Source organism: Ruegeria sp. O11 (assembly GCF_056535285.1).
On the sequence record NZ_JBQERS010000001.1, the window covers coordinates 267035 to 282676 of the forward strand.

A 15642-nucleotide genomic window follows, 5' to 3' on the forward strand; every position below is an offset into this window, starting at 1 on the left:
ACGTCAGGCCTAGTTCTTTTCTTTGTCGACCATTTTACCGGCCGAGATCCAAGGCATCATACCACGCAGTTTGGCACCGGTTTCTTCGATCATGTGCTCGTCATTGGCGCGGCGGGCCGCTTTGATGGTCGGCTGACCAACGGCGTTTTCCAGCATGAAGTCACGAACGAATTTGCCCTGCTGGATGTCGTTCAGAACCTCTTTCATTCGTGCTTTGGTCTCGTCGTATTTCAGGATACGCGGGCCGGTTACGTACTGGCCGTATTCGGCCGTGTTCGAGATCGAGTAATCCATGTTGGCGATGCCGCCTTCATAGATCAGGTCAACGATCAGCTTCACCTCGTGCAGACACTCGAAATAGGCCATCTCGGGCGCGTAGCCAGCTTCGACCAGCGTTTCAAAGCCGCAGCGGATCAGCTCTACCAGACCACCGCACAGAACGGCTTGTTCACCGAACAGGTCGGTTTCGCATTCTTCGCGGAAGTTGGTTTCGATGATGCCCGAACGCCCGCCACCGATGGCTGAGCAATAGGACAGGCCGATTTCCAGCGCTTTGCCGGTCGCATCGTTGTCGACCGCGACGAGGCAAGGAACACCGCCGCCTTTGGTGTATTCACCGCGCACAGTGTGGCCGGGGCCTTTAGGGGCCATCATGATGACGTCGACGCCTTCTTTCGGCTCGATCAAGCCGAAGTGCACGTTCAGGCCGTGGGCAAATGCGATGGCAGCACCCGGCTTGATGTTGTCATGCACGTATTTCTTGTACGTCTCGGCCTGCAGTTCGTCGGGCATGGTGAACATGATGACGTCGCACCAAGCGGCGGCTTCAGCGATGCCCATCACTTCCAAACCTTCCGCTTCGGCTTTCTTCGCTGAAGGCGAACCTTCGCGCAGCGCTACGACAAGGTTCTTGGCGCCCGAGTCGCGTAGGTTCAGAGCGTGGGCGTGACCTTGCGAGCCGTAGCCCAGAATGGCCACTTTCTTGTCTTTGATCAGGTTGATGTCGCAATCGCGATCGTAATAGACGCGCATTTTGCCGGTCCTTTCTGTTTCGATTGCGGTGGTTTTTACTTTGTATTTCCAAGGATAGCGATGGCTCTATCCTTGGAAAATCAAGAATAAATGCCTTGTCTATTCTTGAAAAATGCTATTCTTGTGAAATTCATGTTAGATGATCTGGATCGCCGAATATTACGCCATCTGCAGGCCGAGCCGAGCTTGTCCGGTGCGGAACTGGCCGAACGTTGCCGCAGCACGCAAGGTGTTTGCGGGCGGCGAGTCGAAAAGATGCAGGCGGTGGGTATCATCGAAGGGCAGGAGGCGGTAATCGATTGGACCGCTCTGGGATATGCGGTAGAAGTGTCGCTGCGCGTGACCTTGGACAAGACGCAGGCACGGGCCTTTGATGAATTTACCGAGGCTGCCCGTGAAGTGGCCGAGGTGATCGAACTTCAGACCTTTCTGGGGCGGGTCGATGTGCGCCTTTCAGTGCTGGCGCAGGACATGAGCCACTACCAACAGGTCTATCGGGATCGAATCCTGACACTGCCGCATATCGCAGATATTGAAGCGTTGATGCACATTGCCCGAGTCAAGCAGGATGAGGCATTGCCGATATGATCGAATCGGACGAAATTGATCGAAGGATTTTGCACGCTTTGAGGCAGGATGCTACCCAAAGTGCCGGTGCATTGGGGCGCAAATTCGGGTTGTCTCAGCCCGCAACCTGGCGCCGAATTAAGCGGCTGGAAGATGCGGGTGTGATCAAAGGTCGACGATTGCGGCTGAACGCCGAAGCGCTCGGGTTCGGGGTGACGGTGTTTTTGGGCGTGAAACTAGCGCGAAAAGGTCAGGTTAGCCTTGAGGATTTTGAGCGCGCCGTCAGTGCCATTCCAGAAGTGCAGACAGTCGAGCATGTGCTAGGGCTTTACGATTATCGCTTGCGGGTTGTGGCGCGGGACCTGGCTGATTTCGAAAGAGTCTTGCGGAGACGCGTTATGACTCTGCCCGGGGCCGGGGAAGTCGAGGCCAACGTATTGCTAAGCGAAGAGCGCCTTCCAGGACCGATTGGTTAGTACTTTGAGCGGATTCGAAATCCCGGATGATGGGTCATGCGGGCAAAAGTCATGGGGCGGCCGTTTTTCCATGTGGTCCGCTCGAGCTGGATCATCGATGTCCCAGTCGTGGTGCCCATGAAATCAGCTAAGCGCCCATCTGCAGAGATGGCGCAAAAGGCGATCTCAGCCTCGGTAAAAGGTGCTGCGTTCAGCAACCATTCATGAGGGCCGCTATTGTTCAGATCGGCGTGTTCAACCTCGGGAACGGCTTCAATATTGATCCAGCGCTCTTCAAGCTGGAAGGGACGATTGTCAGCATAGTGCATACAAATCACATGCAAGACACGCGCATCCGGTTCGACATTCAATTGTGAGGTCAGCCATCCGGGGCTGTAGACCACCTTACGTTCCACCAGTGCGTAGCGATAGGCTGAGTTCTGATTCTCAACTGCCTGACGTGCCAGTGAAATCTCAAGTTTGGCTTGTTTGCGCGGCTCTTTTTTAACCCGCGTCCCGCTTTTGCGCTTACGCTCGACAAAGCCCTGTTCTGCAAGTTCTCGCAACGCCCGGTTGACTGTAGCGCGGGCGCAATTGAACTCTTCCGCAAGTTGGGTTTCGGTGGGCAAAAGTGAGCCCTGTGGCCAAATACGTGATTCAATCCGCCGTTTAACTTCGTCCCGGACGACCTGAAAATTGATCCGCTTTTGCGCAGTCACGAGCTAAAAATTCCATTCTTGTTCAAAGTGAGTGTATCTGGTCAGAAACACGTCAGGGTGTAAAGAGATGGTGACACTAGTTGGCGTCATTTCTGCTAATTGTTGCATGTTAAATCTCAAAGTAAAACTTAAGGTTGCGGGTTACTTAAGGTCAACCAATCTCGGCGCTTTGAAGCTTTACCCCGAGGCAAGGAAAAGGCAGAAACAAGTGGCGATAGGAAAGGACGCATGATGCCTGCATTACTTGGAACCGTTGATCCCAATGGCCTTGAAGAGTTCTCGGTCGTATTTACTGATCGCTCACTCAACCATATGTCTGCAAACTTTCAACAGGTTATGCGCGATATCTCTGATATGTTGCGCGAGGTATACAATGCTGAAGGTGTCGCCATTGTTCCTGGAGGCGGGACGTACGGGATGGAGGCGGTTGCGCGACAATTTGCACGCGGGGCAAATGTTCTCGTGGTCCGCAACGGCTGGTTTTCCTATCGCTGGAGCCAGATCATAGAATCAGGTGAGTTGACCGGTTCGACGACGGTTTTGAAAGCCCGAGAGACCGGGAATGCCAGCCCTTCGCCCTTTGCACCTGCTCCGATAGAAGAAGTTGTCGCGACAATCCATGAGAAACGCCCGGATGTCGTTTTTGCCCCGCATGTCGAAACCTCTGCTGGGGTGATTTTGCCTGATGACTATGTAAACGCAATGGCAACCGCCGCGCATGAGGTGGGTGCGCTTATGGTACTGGATTGCATCGCGTCGGGCTGTGCTTGGGTCGATATGAAGGCAACCGGTGTGGATGTGCTGATTTCGGCTCCGCAAAAGGGGTGGAGTGCGACGCCCTGTGCCGGTCTTGTCATGCTGTCCGAGCGGGCCGAAGTACGGTTGACCGAAACCACATCAGACAGTTTTGCGATTGATCTGAAGAAATGGCGACAGATCATGCAGGCCTATGAAAATGGCGGCCATGCCTATCACGCCACGATGCCCACGGATTCTCTGCGTGCCTTTCGCGATACCATGCTTGAAACACGTGAGTATGGATTCGAAAAGTTGCGTGCGGCGCAGTGGGCTTTGGGGGATGGCGTACGGGCTTATCTGAAGGATAAAGGCGTGATGTCGGTGGCAGCCGAAGGTTTCGGCGCGCCCGGAGTGGTCGTCAGTTACACTGCCGACCCCGAGATTCAAAACGGCAAGAAGTTCGCGGCTTTGGGAATGCAGATCGCGGCAGGTGTGCCGCTTCAATGTGATGAACCGGCTGGGTTCTGCACATTCCGTCTAGGGCTGTTTGGCTTGGACAAACTTTATGATGTCGACGGCACGATTTCGCGACTGACACGCGTTTTGGATCAGGTATTGTAACCGGCAAGGCGGGCAGAAGCCCGCCTGACGGATCAGCGGACGCCGAGGCCCATTTGCATCAGCGTCTTCCGCACCGTTGGTAGGGAATAGAGCGCATTTAGCCCCATCGCCCTTGCATCACGCAGCGGTCGCGCCTCGATCATCGAGGCGCGGTTCAGCAGATCGATACCTTTGACGCGCAGTCCGATCTCAGTATGGCGGGCCTTATGATAGGCATCCAGCATTTGCGCGTCACCCAAGCCATCGGGCCGAGCCAGCGCTAGCTCCATCAAACTACGAAGATCGCCGAGCGACATGTTCAGTCCCTGCGCGCCGATAGGGGGGACCACGTGTGCGGCTTCGGCCATCAGGGCAATGCGTTCACCAGCCAGACGTTCCGCCGATTGGCTGATGATAGGCCAGATTGTCCTGCGCGAAGCGAGTTTCAGCGGTCCGAACAGCCCGCAGGAGCGTTCAGTCATCGCAGCCTCGAATGTCTCGGCTCCGAGGTTCAGCAATTCGACCGCGCGTGGGCCGCGTTCCATCCAGACAATCGCAGACGACGGCTGACCCTGCCAATCGGGCAGGGGGACCAAGGTGAAGGGTCCACCGGAACGATGGATCTCGGTCGAAACATTGTCGTGCGGGATCGGGTGCGTAACGGCGAAGGCCACAGCTTTCTGGCCGTAGCGGGTGGTATGCACGCTAATTCCGGCGGCTTCCCGCATCGGCGAGTTTCGTCCGTCTGCGGCGATGACAAGTTTGCAGTGGACGCGGCTGCCGTCGCTCAGACCGACGCGTGCTTCATTGGTGCGGGTGAACAGGCTGACCGTGCCGGTGCCGGGCCGGAAATCGACGTTTGGCAATTCTGACAGCCGTGCCACCATCTCACGCCGCAGCAGCCAGTTGGGCAGGTTCCAGCCGAACGGTTGATCCGAGATATCGGCGGCGTTGAAATCGCGCACCACGCGGGGTTCGGGCACGTCGCCGCCCGCGTCCACAATGCGCATGATCTGCAGAGGGGCAGCATGTGCATCCAAACGCGCCCAGAGTCCGCACTGCTCCAGCAACCCATGGGCGGGCTGCAAAAAGGCGGTGGTGCGCAGATCCGAGCCATCCACGTCGCGTTCTGTGATCGGCGGTGAAGGGTCGACGCAAATCACGTCAAACCCGGCAGCTCCAAAGGCGGCGGCGGCGGTCAATCCGGCGATTCCGCCGCCAGAAATCAGGATATCACAGCTGTCGGTCATGAATATGTCTCCGTTGCCGCAGACACTAGTGCTGTTGCGAGGCGGGTGCCAAGTGACATCCTGTCTCGTGCCTTATCCGCGAGAAATCAAAATCAGGATAAGAAACATCGTCGGCACCATCATCAAGGCCGGGATGTAGAGGCCCGGCAGGCCGAACAGCAGGATAGAACAGCCCCACATGCTGACAAGTGCCGCGGCGGTGTAGTACAGGTCTTCGGCTTCGGCATTGGCCACATCCCGGGCCATCCAGCCAAAAAGCGGGATTGCAAACAACAGGCGCTGCCACAAAGGCGGGCGCGCTGGCATATCGAGCGCGGTCATTGGGATCTCCGATTCTGTTCGTCGCTGAGCTGCATATGGGGCTAATGCTGCGACTGCGAAACGCACAGATCGTCGCAGTGTGACAGCCTATCGCAGGCGGCCCAGAAATCCGGTCAGATCGTCCGTGTGATGGTGAATGTGATCTGCATCGTGTGGATCAGGGGCGACGTGAACAGTACGCATTCCCATCTCATGCGGCGCAGCCAGGTTGCGTGGATCATCCTCGAACATGGCTGCTTGTGTGGCTTCGATTCCGTCCTGAGCAAAGATGGCTTGGAATGCAGCCTTTTGCGGTTTAGGGCGATAGCCTGCATGCTCAATTCCGTAGATCGCATCGAATAGCCCATCCAGCCCACGTGCAGCCAAAACACGCTGTGCGTAAGGTGCTGACCCATTGGTATAGACAATGCGTCGGCCCGGCAGCGCGCGGATGTGATCGGCCAATGCTGCGTCGGGCTCCATATGGCTCATATCCACTTGATGCACTGCATGCAGATAGGGATCGGGGTCCAGATCGTGTTCGGCCATCAGGCCGGCAAGCGTGGTGCCGTATTCACGCCAGTAGTGCGAACGGAGCCGATCGGCCTCGGGTCGGTCGACGCCGATCGCTTGCACCACGTAATCCGTCATCAGCACCTCAATCTGATCGAACAGGCGCATATGCGGTGGGTAAAGTGTGTTGTCGAGGTCGAACACCCATTGGGTGACGTGAGTAAAGGCAGGTTTGACCATGGTTTGGGTTTAGGGCGATGAACGATGGTTTTCAATGCCGCACTTGATTGCCAGGGCGCGAGGCGGCTAGACATGTCCGAACCAGGAGACATAATAACCGATGCCCCAATCCAAACAGTCCAATACGGATGCCTATAGCCTGATACTCGAAGCAATCGATGTGGGCGTCTACAAGCCGGGCGACCGGTTGGTGGAAAGCGAGCTGGCCGAACGTTTTGGCGTTTCGCGTACACCGATCCGCGAAGCGTTGCAGCGGTTAGAGACGCAATCGCTGCTGGAACGGGACGGGCGGTCTCTGATCGTGGCGTCGCTGGACCACAACCAGATGGCAGAACTATATGTCGTGCGACGTGAATTGGAGGGGCTCGCCGCAAGGCTGGCGGCCAAGCATGCAACCGAAGAAGAAATCCGGGTCCTTCAAGATATGGTAGAAGCCGATGATGCGCTGGTGAATGACCCGTCTGCGCTTTCGCGTGCTAACCGCAGGTTTCACGAGCAGATCCATCTGGCCTCGCACAATCGCTATCTGGTGCAACAGCTTGATCTGGTGCACAGGACCATGGCGTTGATGGCGACTACATCCCTTGCGGCCGAGGGGCGCGGTGAAATCGCGCAGAATGAGCACAAAAACATCGTCGATGCGATTGCTGCCCGTGATGAGGCAGGGGCCCAACAAGCCCTGCAGGACCATATCTCGGTCGCGTTCATGACCCGGCTGAAACAGGATGCGATCCGGCGCGAGAAATAACAGCCTCGCTTTCCTCGACCGCATGACCGTGCTGGGTTTTGTCCCAGAAGAATGGCCGTACCGCTAGTTCCCATAAGCCCTTATAGGCCGCTAGAACACCCAGTGGAAAATAGAGGACCATCATCGGAACCCAGGGCAGCAGAAAGCGCCTGTTGCCCGCGATGACGCCCAGCATGCCAACCAAAAGATTTGCAGCCTCTGCAGCGAGCAATAAATAAATGCAGTTTCGCAGAAAATCAGGTGTTGTGATGTGCTGATAGGGGTGCGGTAGATCGAGAAAGGTCAGCCAGAATACCCATAACACCGGGGCAAGTAGAAACTGCCCGAGCGTTCCAAGAAAAAAGGCCTGAAAGCCCAGAAAACGGAGCGGTCCCAGATCGCGCAGCAACCTTAACGGCGCGCGCATATGGACCAGATACGTAACCATGAATCTCTTCAGCCAACGCGAGCGCTGTTTGACCCAGGGCCAGGCCCGAAAATTAGCCTCTTCAAAGGTGGCGGTGCTGACGATTTCAGTCTTGTAGCCAGCCCGGCAGAGACGAACGCCCAAATCTGCGTCTTCAGTAACGTTATGGGCATCCCATCCGCCCAGTTCGACCAGTTTGTCTCGACGAAAAAAGAATGTGGTGCCACCCAGCGGAACCACAAGGCCCAATCGGGCGATGCCGCTGAGAATCACCCGAAACCAACCGCTGTATTCGATGGTAAAGCAGCGCGACCGCCAGTTGGTGCGCGGGTTATAATAATCCAGAACGCCTTGCAGGCAGACAACATCTTCGGGCGCGGCCGCAAAATGCCGGACAACGGATTCGATCTGATCTGGCATCGGGGCGTCTTCGGCATCCCAGACACCCAATATATCCCCGCGGCAGAAATCTAACGCATAGTTCATCGCACGAGGCTTGGTCGTTAGTTTACCCCGGTTCGGCACCTCAAGTACCCGTACCCAGCTGGGAAGCTCGATGTTATTCAGTGCGGCTTTGGTTACGCTATCCTGCTCTTCAAGCACCAATATGATATCGAGCAGCGCCTTTGGGTAAGTCAACCGTCGCAGACGGGCGATCAGGATTTCTGCGATTTCTCTTTCTTTAAAAAGCGGCACCAGTATCGACACACAGGGCAGGCGGATCGGATCTGCTGTGACAAGACGAGGGTTTCGAAGTGTCAAATGGGCAATCAGCCCCGAGACACGAAGGAGGAGGAACAACGCCAAAGTCGCAAGCGTTGTCCAAAGTAGAGCGGTGAGACCCAGCATTGGGAATAAGCTGCATAAAGTGATTAGCAGAACGACCAACGTGATAGGTCTGGCCCGAGCCGTTGCCGACCAGTTGCGACAGCTTTGTTGCGAATCGACGCGCGTTTCAGCCGCCTCCGTCAGATCGGCGGCAAAATGGCGCGCAATGGCGGCATCAATCTGTTCGGCCCCGGCTAGAACCGGGACGATCGTATAGCCTGTATCACTTAACGCAGTTGAAACCGTATCGAACCGGTCAGGCCGCGCCGTTGCAATCAGCAGGATTGGTCCAACTCGCATCCAAGGCAGAACGTTGTGCGTTAGCCAAAACTCCAATGGTTTCAGCGCGCAAAGCTCTTCGGGAGGCGGAGTTTGTTCCAGATCGGCAATTTGCAAGCCTGTTTGTTCGGACAAGGCAGAGAGAACTTCGGCCCGACTGGCCCAATCTTCACCAACAAGGATTTCCCCCAACGGGGCATTCTGGCGGGTTTGTAAATGCAACGCCTGTTGGAGCTGAGCCTCTGATATCACCCCTTGATCCCGCAGGCAGGCCCCAAGAGGTTTGCGTGAATGGGGGCCGGGAACCGGTTCCGCCGGTATCTGGCGTTTCAGATTCAGTTCAACCATAAGAATACCCTGCCGCGGTTCACGGACGGCAGGGTTGCTCAAACAGGGTTAACGCCGAGTTAACTCGACTAAATCGCTCTTAGGCCTGTGTTTTTTGATCGGCCATTGCAGCAGCGAAGCGTTCGAACAGGTAGAAACTGTCTTGTGGTCCGGGTGAGGCTTCGGGGTGATGTTGCACCGAATAGACCGGGCGACCCGTCATGCGGATGCCGCAGTTTGAACCGTCAAACAATGAACGATGCGTCTCGATCACGCCATCGGGCAGGGATTGAGCGTCTACGGCAAAGCCGTGGTTCATCGATGTGATTTCGACCTTGCCGGTTTCCATATCCTTGACGGGATGGTTCGCGCCGTGGTGGCCATGGTTCATCTTGACGGTCTGTCCGCCCAAAGCCAGCGCGAGCATCTGATGGCCAAGGCAGATGCCAAAGACCGGTAGGTTAGTGGTTTCCAACACTTCCTTGATCATCGGCACGGCGTATTCACCAGTGGCCGCCGGGTCGCCCGGGCCGTTGGACAGGAAAACACCGTCAGGCTTATGGGCAAGAACTTCTGCTGCTGTCGCAGTCGCGGGCAATACAGTCACGTCACAGCCTGCCGATGCCAGGCAGCGCAGGATGTTTCGCTTGGCACCATAGTCGATAGCGACCACCTTATGTGACGGAGCTTCCTGTCGCTGGTAGCCGTCAGGCCAGGCCCAACGCATCTCATTCCAACGATAGCTTTGTGCGCAGGTAACGTCCTTAGCCAGATCCATGCCCTCAAGTCCGGCAAACCCGCGTGCAGCCGCGATCAAAGCTTCGATGTCGAAGTTACCTTCGGGGTCATGCGCCAGCGCTACATGCGGTGCACCTTGCTGACGGATAGCGCGGGTCAGGCGGCGGGTGTCGACGCCCCCAATCGCAATGCGGCCGCGACGGGCCAGCCATGCTTTTAGCTCTTCGGCAGAGCGCCAGTTTGAAGGCTCGGTCGGGTCCCATTTGACCACCATACCCGCGGCAACTGGATCGCCAGTTTCGTCATCCTCCGGGTTCACGCCAACATTACCGATATGCGGGAAGGTAAATGTCACGATCTGGCCCGCGTAGGAGGGGTCTGTCATGATTTCCTGATAGCCGGTCATGGCGGTGTTGAAGCACAGCTCGGCCACCGTCTGGCCGGTGGCGCCAAAGCCAATACCGTAGAACAGCGTTCCATCGGCCAATGCCAGACATGCGGTGGGCTTGGACGGGGCGTTCTGGGCCATGGCGCGACTCTCCTGCAAGGTAAACGGACGCATACCTAAGGGGGTTAGCGCGTCAGGTCAAGCCTGTTCAAATTTTAGGCTATTGTTTAAAATCAATAACTTAGTAAAGTATCGCCCCTGTTGTGCCCGCCTTTTTGTTTCGATATGGTCGAGGTTCCTTTGCCATGGGGATGGACAGACCATATGGATATGCGATCACGGGTGAATGCCGCCCTGAAGCAAGCAATGAAAGACAAAGAAGCCGAGCGCCTATCGACGCTGCGCCTGATCAATGCCGCGATCAAGGATCGTGACATTGCGTCGCGCGCATCCGTAAATGAAGAGGCCAAAGGCTGTGGCGATGCCGAGGTGCTTGAGATCCTTGGAAAAATGACCAAGCAGCGCAAGGAAAGCGCGCGCGCCTATGAAGAGGGTGGGCGCCTGGATTTGGCCGAGCGTGAGCTGCGCGAAGTCGAAGTGATCGAGGAATTCCTGCCCAAGCAGCTGGATGATGACGAGGTCAGCAAAGCTATTCAGACGGCCATCACGGCCACCGGCGCGGGGTCAATCCGCGATATGGGCAAGGTGATGGGCGAATTGAAAACGCGCTATACCGGTCAGATGGATTTCGGCAAGGTCGGGCCAATGGTCAAAGATCACCTTTGCGCCGCATCAAACGGCGGTTAATCAAGCAGAATCGCGCAGTTTCCGGGTTAAGTCATCGAAAAGCGCGATCCGTTCCTCTTCAGTGAGGAATGCACCAATTTCGACCTCCCGGCCGTCTCCGACCAGTGTCACGTAATGGGGCACCGGACCACCGCTCGCGTGCATTTCGGGGCGCGCCCAATATCGATTGCAGGACCATTCCAGATCGTCTTTGCGTGGATTGCGGTGCACGAGGCGCGCCTGCGTTTTATCCAACGTGAGAACCTCGAACACGCTGCGTGCGCGATAGTTCATCTCAAATGCCAGCCAGAGACCTAGTACGGTCAGCAACAAGAAGGGCAGCAAGCCCCACAGCAGAACAGATCCCAGCACCGCAAACAGCGGAATCAGACCGAACAGAAAGACCGCGAGAACAACCCCCATTGCGCCACGCGGCGGTAAGGAGTTATGCGGCCAGAGGCGCAACTCCTGCTCAGTATCTGAATTCTTGGTCCATCGATAAGGCATGGTTGAAACCTAGCGCAGCAACTGCCTGAGTCGAAGTGCAAACTGTCACACAACGTGTCCAACACGCACCCATGACAACGCGTCGTCCAGCCGGTCATCACCCCAAAACACCTCGCCGCGCACGACAAAGCTGGGTGCGCCAAACACACCCAGTTGGATGGCAGTGTTGGTCTCGTTTTCGAGAGATTGCACAATGTCCGGACTGCGCGCACGTGCGAGGGCTAGGCGGGGGTCCTGCTGACAACGATGCAGGGCTTCGGTGATGGCTGTCTCGGACCCGGCTTCTATGCCGTCTTCAAACCAGAGAGCATAGAGCGATTGTGTATACGTCTTTCCCCAGCCTTCTGTCATTCCCAGTAGGGCGACCTGATTAGCCAATGCGAGGTCCGAGATTGGGTAGGGCGCAGGCAAGTTGGCGTGAATATGATACTTGGCCGCCCGGCGTTCGATATCCCGCCACATGTAAGCGGATTTAATCGGTTTGCCGGCGAAGGGGATGTTCTGCTGTTCTGACATCACGGTCCGCACATTGAACGGCCGCCAGTTCACGGTGGCATCGTGTTCGGCACTCCAATCGTCCAGGCGTTTGATCGTCAGGAAGCTGTAGGTGCTACCTATTGAGAACCAAAAGTCGATCTCGGGCATCGTAAATCCCTTTCGGTTGGCCGGGTATTTTGCCCGGACCAGAATACTCTATTTTTGCTGTTCTGGCGACTGCCCCGCTTACACAGGTCAGGCAGGAACAAAAAACCCCGCCTAAATGGGCGGGGTTTTCTTGTCATTCAGGTCGGGATCAGTGCGCGTGGCCTTTATCCCAATCCTCCTGCTTCGGCAGCTGCTCGAACGTGTGTTCAGGCGGCGGCGTTGGCAAGGTCCATTCCAGCGTATCCGCGTATTCGTTCCACGGGTTCGGCCGCGTCTCTTTCGCGCCGCGCAGCAGGGCGTAGATCACGATGCCAAAGAACAGCAGGAACGAAGCGAACGAGATGAATGCACCAATCGACGAAACAAAGTTCCACTGCGCGAACGCTTCGGGATAGTCGATGTAGCGACGTGGCATGCCCTGACGACCCAGGAAGTGCTGCGGGAAGAAGGTCAGGTTGGCGCCGATGAAGAACAGCCAGAAATGAACTTTGCCCCAGAACTCGGAATACTGACGGCCTGTCATCTTCGAGAAGTAGAAGTATACGCCAGCGAAGATCGCGAAGACTGCACCCAAGCTCATCACGTAGTGGAAGTGCGCAACGACGTAGTAGGTGTCGTGATAAGCACGGTCTACACCTGCTTGCGACAGCACCACGCCGGTTACACCACCAACTGTGAACAGGAACAGGAAGCCGAAGGCGAACAGCATTGGGGTTTTGAACTCGATCGAGCCGCCCCACATGGTCGCAATCCACGAGAAGACCTTAACGCCGGTCGGAACCGCGATGACCATAGTGGCCAGCATGAAGTAGGCTTGCTGACGCAGCGACATGCCAACGGTGTACATGTGGTGCGCCCACACGACAAAGCCCAGAACACCGATCGCGATAATCGCCCAGACCATCGGCAGGTAACCGAAGATCGGCTTGCGTGCGAAGGTCGCGATCACGTGGCTGATAAGGCCAAAGCCCGGCAGGATCACGATATACACTTCGGGGTGGCCAAAGAACCACAGGATGTGCTGATACAGGATCGGATCGCCGCCACCGGCCGGATCAAAGAAGGTGAAGCCGAAGTTGCGGTCCATCAGCAGCATGGTGATCGCGCCCGCCAGAACCGGCAGCGACAGCAGAATCAGCCACGCGGTGACAAAGATCGACCAGCTGAACAGCGGCACCTTGAACAGGGTCATGCCCGGGGCACGCATGTTCAGGAAGGTGGTGATCATGTTGATCGCGCCGAGGATCGAGGAGGCGCCCGATACGTGCACAGCAAAGATCGCAAGGTCCATGGACATGCCGCCCTCGGTCGTGGACAGCGGTGGATACAGAACCCAGCCGACGCCCGAACCGAGCTGATCGTTACCACCGGGGCTCAGCAGCGAGGCGACGCCCAGCGAGGTCCCGGCGACGTACAGCCAGAAGGACAGGTTGTTCATCCGCGGGAACGCCATATCCGGCGCACCGATCTGCAACGGCATGAAATAGTTGCCAAATCCGCCGAAGAGGGCCGGGATAACCACGAAGAACATCATCAGGACACCGTGATAGGTGATCATGACGTTCCACAGGTGTCCGTTGGGGGTACATGGATCGGCCATGAAACCTTCGAGGCACATGTACTGAACACCGGGGTGCATCAGTTCGAGCCGCATGTAGACAGTCATCAGAACCGAAATCAAACCGGCCAGGGCCGATACGATCAGGTACAGAATCCCGATATCCTTGTGGTTGGTCGACATGAACCAACGGGTAAAGAACCCACGCTGGTCTTCATGCTCGTGACCATGAATGGCTGCGTCTGCCATTAGGTGCCTCCTGTTGCAACTACACCGCGCAGTCGGACCTCTCCAACGCGCGGGATTCCTGCTGGTTTTAGATTGCAAGGGGGCGACCTTCAATGGCCGAGTTTGATCTGGATCAAGATTAATTGTCGCGGGCAGCCCACGCAGCCCGGCATTTCAACCTCTGATCCTAGCGATTTGGGGGGCCAGTCCGCGAATTCAAGTGGCGATGGGGGAATCCCGCTTGACCCGCATCGGGGGGCGGCACAGAACAGCAAAGAAGCGCAATACCGGAGGCCCGTGATGACTGAATATGATCCCGAAAACGTCTTTGCCAAGATCTTACGCGGGGAAATCCCGTCGAACCGAGTTTATGAAGATGATGAAACAGTCGCCTTGATGGACATCATGCCGCGCACTGATGGGCATGTGTTGGTCATCCCAAAATCACCGTGCCGCAACATGCTGGACGCGTCGTCCGTAGAACTTGCGGCAGTGATAGCGACGGTTCAGAAATTAGCACAGGCCGTGAAGGTCGCGTTTGAAGCTGATGGTGTAACTGTTCAGCAGTTCAACGAAGCTGCGGGCGGGCAGGAGGTGTTTCATCTACATTTCCATGTCCTGCCCCGTTACGAAGGCGTATCGATGCGTCCACCGGGCAAGATGGGTGATTTTGATCTGATTGCCAAACACGCTGACAAAATCCGCGCAGCATTGGGTTGAATTCCAAGAAAGTTCCGCTGGCACGTGGGGTCGATAAGCTGCACGAAAGGCCGCAAAGGCAAGGGATTCATACAATACCGAGGCCCTAAAACGAGAATTGCCGTTCCGATTATGGGGTCGGAACGGCAGACTCGTAACCAAACACTTTCACGGATTTCGCTGGGCAGCCCTGCGATCACCGGTTAACACACCACTCACTCATGAACGGTCATTACATACTACGTGGTCAAATGGCGTTTGTAAGGAGTGGATGTGAAGAATCCCTGAATTTGAGGCGAATTGGGGCGATTTGAAGGACAAGCCACTATGATTTTCGAAACAGAACGCATCGAAATTCAGCATTGTTGTTTGGGTAATGTTTCCGGATCGTTCCGAATACGTGGAATCACCTAGTTTTCAAACGCCTTCGGAGGCGAACACATCATCAAAGGTCTTTTTTAGTGCCACGTCGACGTCATCCATCGTTACGGGAAGCCCGAGGTCGACCAAAGATGTCACACCGTGTTCCTGTATGCCGCAAGGTACAATCCCACCGAAATGAGACAGATCTGGTTCAACATTGATTGATATTCCGTGGAAACTAACCCACTTCCTCAGACGTATTCCGATGGCTGCAATTTTATCCTCGGCGGTCTGTCCCGCTATCGAAAGCGGCTTGTCCTGCCGCTGAACCCAGACGCCCACGCGGCCTTCCCGTATCTCACCGGTTACGTTGAATTCGGCCAGGGCAGCAATCACCCATGCTTCAAGCTGCTGCACAAAGCGGCGAACATCACGGCCGCGTTTACCCACGTCCAGCATGACGTAAACGACGCGCTGACCGGGGCCGTGATAGGTGTACTGACCGCCGCGCTTGCTCTCATAGACCGGAAAGCGATCCGGATCGGTCAGATCTTCACGCTTGGCGGAAGTCCCAGCGGAATAGAGCGGTGGATGTTCCAACAGCCAGATGCATTCATCGGCTTCACCTGCCGCAATCGCGGCAACACGCGCCTCCATAAAGGCAGTGGCTTCGTCGTAGTCGATCAGCCCATCGGTGGTTTTCCATTCCATACTCGTTCCTTAGACCG

The 15642-nt window shown here is 56.3% G+C and carries 17 protein-coding genes; 6 read left to right on the forward strand and 11 right to left on the reverse strand.

What is annotated here, in order from left to right; translation table 11 throughout:
* Positions 1–9: 9 nt before the first annotated feature.
* A complete protein-coding gene (gene ilvC, locus ACRZ91_RS01380; protein ID WP_170469311.1) occupies positions 10–1032 on the reverse strand; it encodes a ketol-acid reductoisomerase in 1023 nt (340 codons plus the stop codon).
* Between the two features lie 132 nt (positions 1033–1164).
* On the opposite strand from ilvC, the gene ACRZ91_RS01385 reads away from it, so the two are divergent.
* Positions 1165–1620: an Lrp/AsnC family transcriptional regulator gene (locus ACRZ91_RS01385; RefSeq protein ID WP_480902021.1), complete on the forward strand. Its 456-nt coding sequence runs from the start codon at positions 1165–1167 to the stop codon at positions 1618–1620.
* On the forward strand, positions 1617–2075 hold the full coding sequence (locus tag ACRZ91_RS01390; protein ID WP_480902023.1) for an Lrp/AsnC family transcriptional regulator: 459 nt from the start codon (positions 1617–1619) through the stop codon (positions 2073–2075). The genes ACRZ91_RS01385 and ACRZ91_RS01390 overlap by 4 nt, the downstream gene beginning before the upstream one ends.
* Here ACRZ91_RS01390 and ACRZ91_RS01395 read toward each other — a convergent pair.
* Entirely contained in the window at positions 2072–2773 is a 702-nt protein-coding gene (locus ACRZ91_RS01395) for a GntR family transcriptional regulator (RefSeq protein ID WP_170779053.1), read from the reverse strand. The two genes, ACRZ91_RS01390 and ACRZ91_RS01395, sit on opposite strands and share 4 nt — an antisense overlap.
* Before the next feature lie 231 nt (positions 2774–3004).
* Between ACRZ91_RS01395 and ACRZ91_RS01400 the strand changes: the two genes are divergently transcribed.
* The gene (locus tag ACRZ91_RS01400; protein ID WP_480903370.1) at positions 3005–4132 is read left to right on the forward strand and encodes an aminotransferase class V-fold PLP-dependent enzyme; all 1128 of its coding nucleotides are present in this window, start codon (positions 3005–3007) and stop codon (positions 4130–4132) included.
* Between the two features lie 32 nt (positions 4133–4164).
* Here ACRZ91_RS01400 and ACRZ91_RS01405 read toward each other — a convergent pair whose 3' ends face one another.
* The 3 genes from ACRZ91_RS01405 to ACRZ91_RS01415 all read right to left on the reverse strand — a co-directional run bounded on the left by ACRZ91_RS01405 (position 4165) and on the right by ACRZ91_RS01415 (position 6414).
* Positions 4165–5361: a UbiH/UbiF family hydroxylase gene (locus ACRZ91_RS01405; RefSeq protein ID WP_480902026.1), complete on the reverse strand. Its 1197-nt coding sequence runs from the start codon at positions 5359–5361 to the stop codon at positions 4165–4167.
* A gap of 72 nt (positions 5362–5433) precedes the next feature.
* Positions 5434–5682, reverse strand: a complete 249-nt coding sequence (locus tag ACRZ91_RS01410) for a hypothetical protein (RefSeq protein ID WP_170539049.1) — start codon at positions 5680–5682, stop codon at positions 5434–5436.
* An 87-nt stretch (positions 5683–5769) separates the two neighbouring features.
* Positions 5770–6414 carry a pyrimidine 5'-nucleotidase gene (locus ACRZ91_RS01415; protein ID WP_170469326.1) on the reverse strand — a complete coding sequence of 215 codons (645 nt, stop codon included), beginning with the start codon at positions 6412–6414 and terminating at the stop codon, positions 5770–5772.
* Positions 6415–6514: 100 nt separating this feature from the next.
* Between ACRZ91_RS01415 and ACRZ91_RS01420 the strand changes: the two genes are divergently transcribed.
* A complete protein-coding gene (locus ACRZ91_RS01420) occupies positions 6515–7162 on the forward strand; it encodes a GntR family transcriptional regulator (RefSeq protein ID WP_480902029.1) in 648 nt (215 codons plus the stop codon).
* On the opposite strand, the gene ACRZ91_RS01425 is transcribed toward ACRZ91_RS01420, so the two are convergent.
* A complete protein-coding gene (locus tag ACRZ91_RS01425; RefSeq protein WP_480902031.1) occupies positions 7119–9023 on the reverse strand; it encodes a glycosyltransferase in 1905 nt (634 codons plus the stop codon). The two genes, ACRZ91_RS01420 and ACRZ91_RS01425, sit on opposite strands and share 44 nt — an antisense overlap.
* A gap of 79 nt (positions 9024–9102) precedes the next feature.
* Positions 9103–10269, reverse strand: coding sequence for a glutamine-hydrolyzing carbamoyl-phosphate synthase small subunit (gene carA / locus ACRZ91_RS01430; RefSeq protein ID WP_480902033.1), 1167 nt, complete (start codon positions 10267–10269; stop codon positions 9103–9105).
* Positions 10270–10452: 183 nt separating this feature from the next.
* Here carA and ACRZ91_RS01435 point away from each other — a divergent pair, with 183 nt between their 5' ends.
* On the forward strand, positions 10453–10935 hold the full coding sequence (locus ACRZ91_RS01435) for a GatB/YqeY domain-containing protein (RefSeq protein ID WP_170539063.1): 483 nt from the start codon (positions 10453–10455) through the stop codon (positions 10933–10935).
* On the opposite strand, the gene ACRZ91_RS01440 is transcribed toward ACRZ91_RS01435, so the two are convergent.
* The 3 genes from ACRZ91_RS01440 to ctaD all read right to left on the reverse strand — a co-directional run bounded on the left by ACRZ91_RS01440 (position 10936) and on the right by ctaD (position 13873).
* Entirely contained in the window at positions 10936–11421 is a 486-nt protein-coding gene (locus ACRZ91_RS01440; RefSeq protein ID WP_170770412.1) for a DUF2244 domain-containing protein, read from the reverse strand.
* A gap of 45 nt (positions 11422–11466) precedes the next feature.
* Positions 11467–12066, reverse strand: coding sequence for a 2-hydroxychromene-2-carboxylate isomerase (locus ACRZ91_RS01445; protein WP_170539067.1), 600 nt, complete (start codon positions 12064–12066; stop codon positions 11467–11469).
* Positions 12067–12214: 148 nt separating this feature from the next.
* Positions 12215–13873 (reverse strand): cytochrome c oxidase subunit I, encoded by a 1659-nt coding sequence (gene ctaD, locus ACRZ91_RS01450; RefSeq protein ID WP_010439338.1) that lies wholly within the window; start codon positions 13871–13873, stop codon positions 12215–12217.
* Positions 13874–14152: 279 nt separating this feature from the next.
* Here ctaD and ACRZ91_RS01455 point away from each other — a divergent pair, with 279 nt between their 5' ends.
* Positions 14153–14572 (forward strand): HIT family protein, encoded by a 420-nt coding sequence (locus ACRZ91_RS01455; RefSeq protein ID WP_480902035.1) that lies wholly within the window; start codon positions 14153–14155, stop codon positions 14570–14572.
* Positions 14573–14968: 396 nt separating this feature from the next.
* On the opposite strand, the gene lipB is transcribed toward ACRZ91_RS01455, so the two are convergent.
* A complete protein-coding gene (gene lipB, locus ACRZ91_RS01460; RefSeq protein ID WP_480902038.1) occupies positions 14969–15625 on the reverse strand; it encodes a lipoyl(octanoyl) transferase LipB in 657 nt (218 codons plus the stop codon).
* Between the last annotated feature and the right edge of the window lie 17 nt (positions 15626–15642).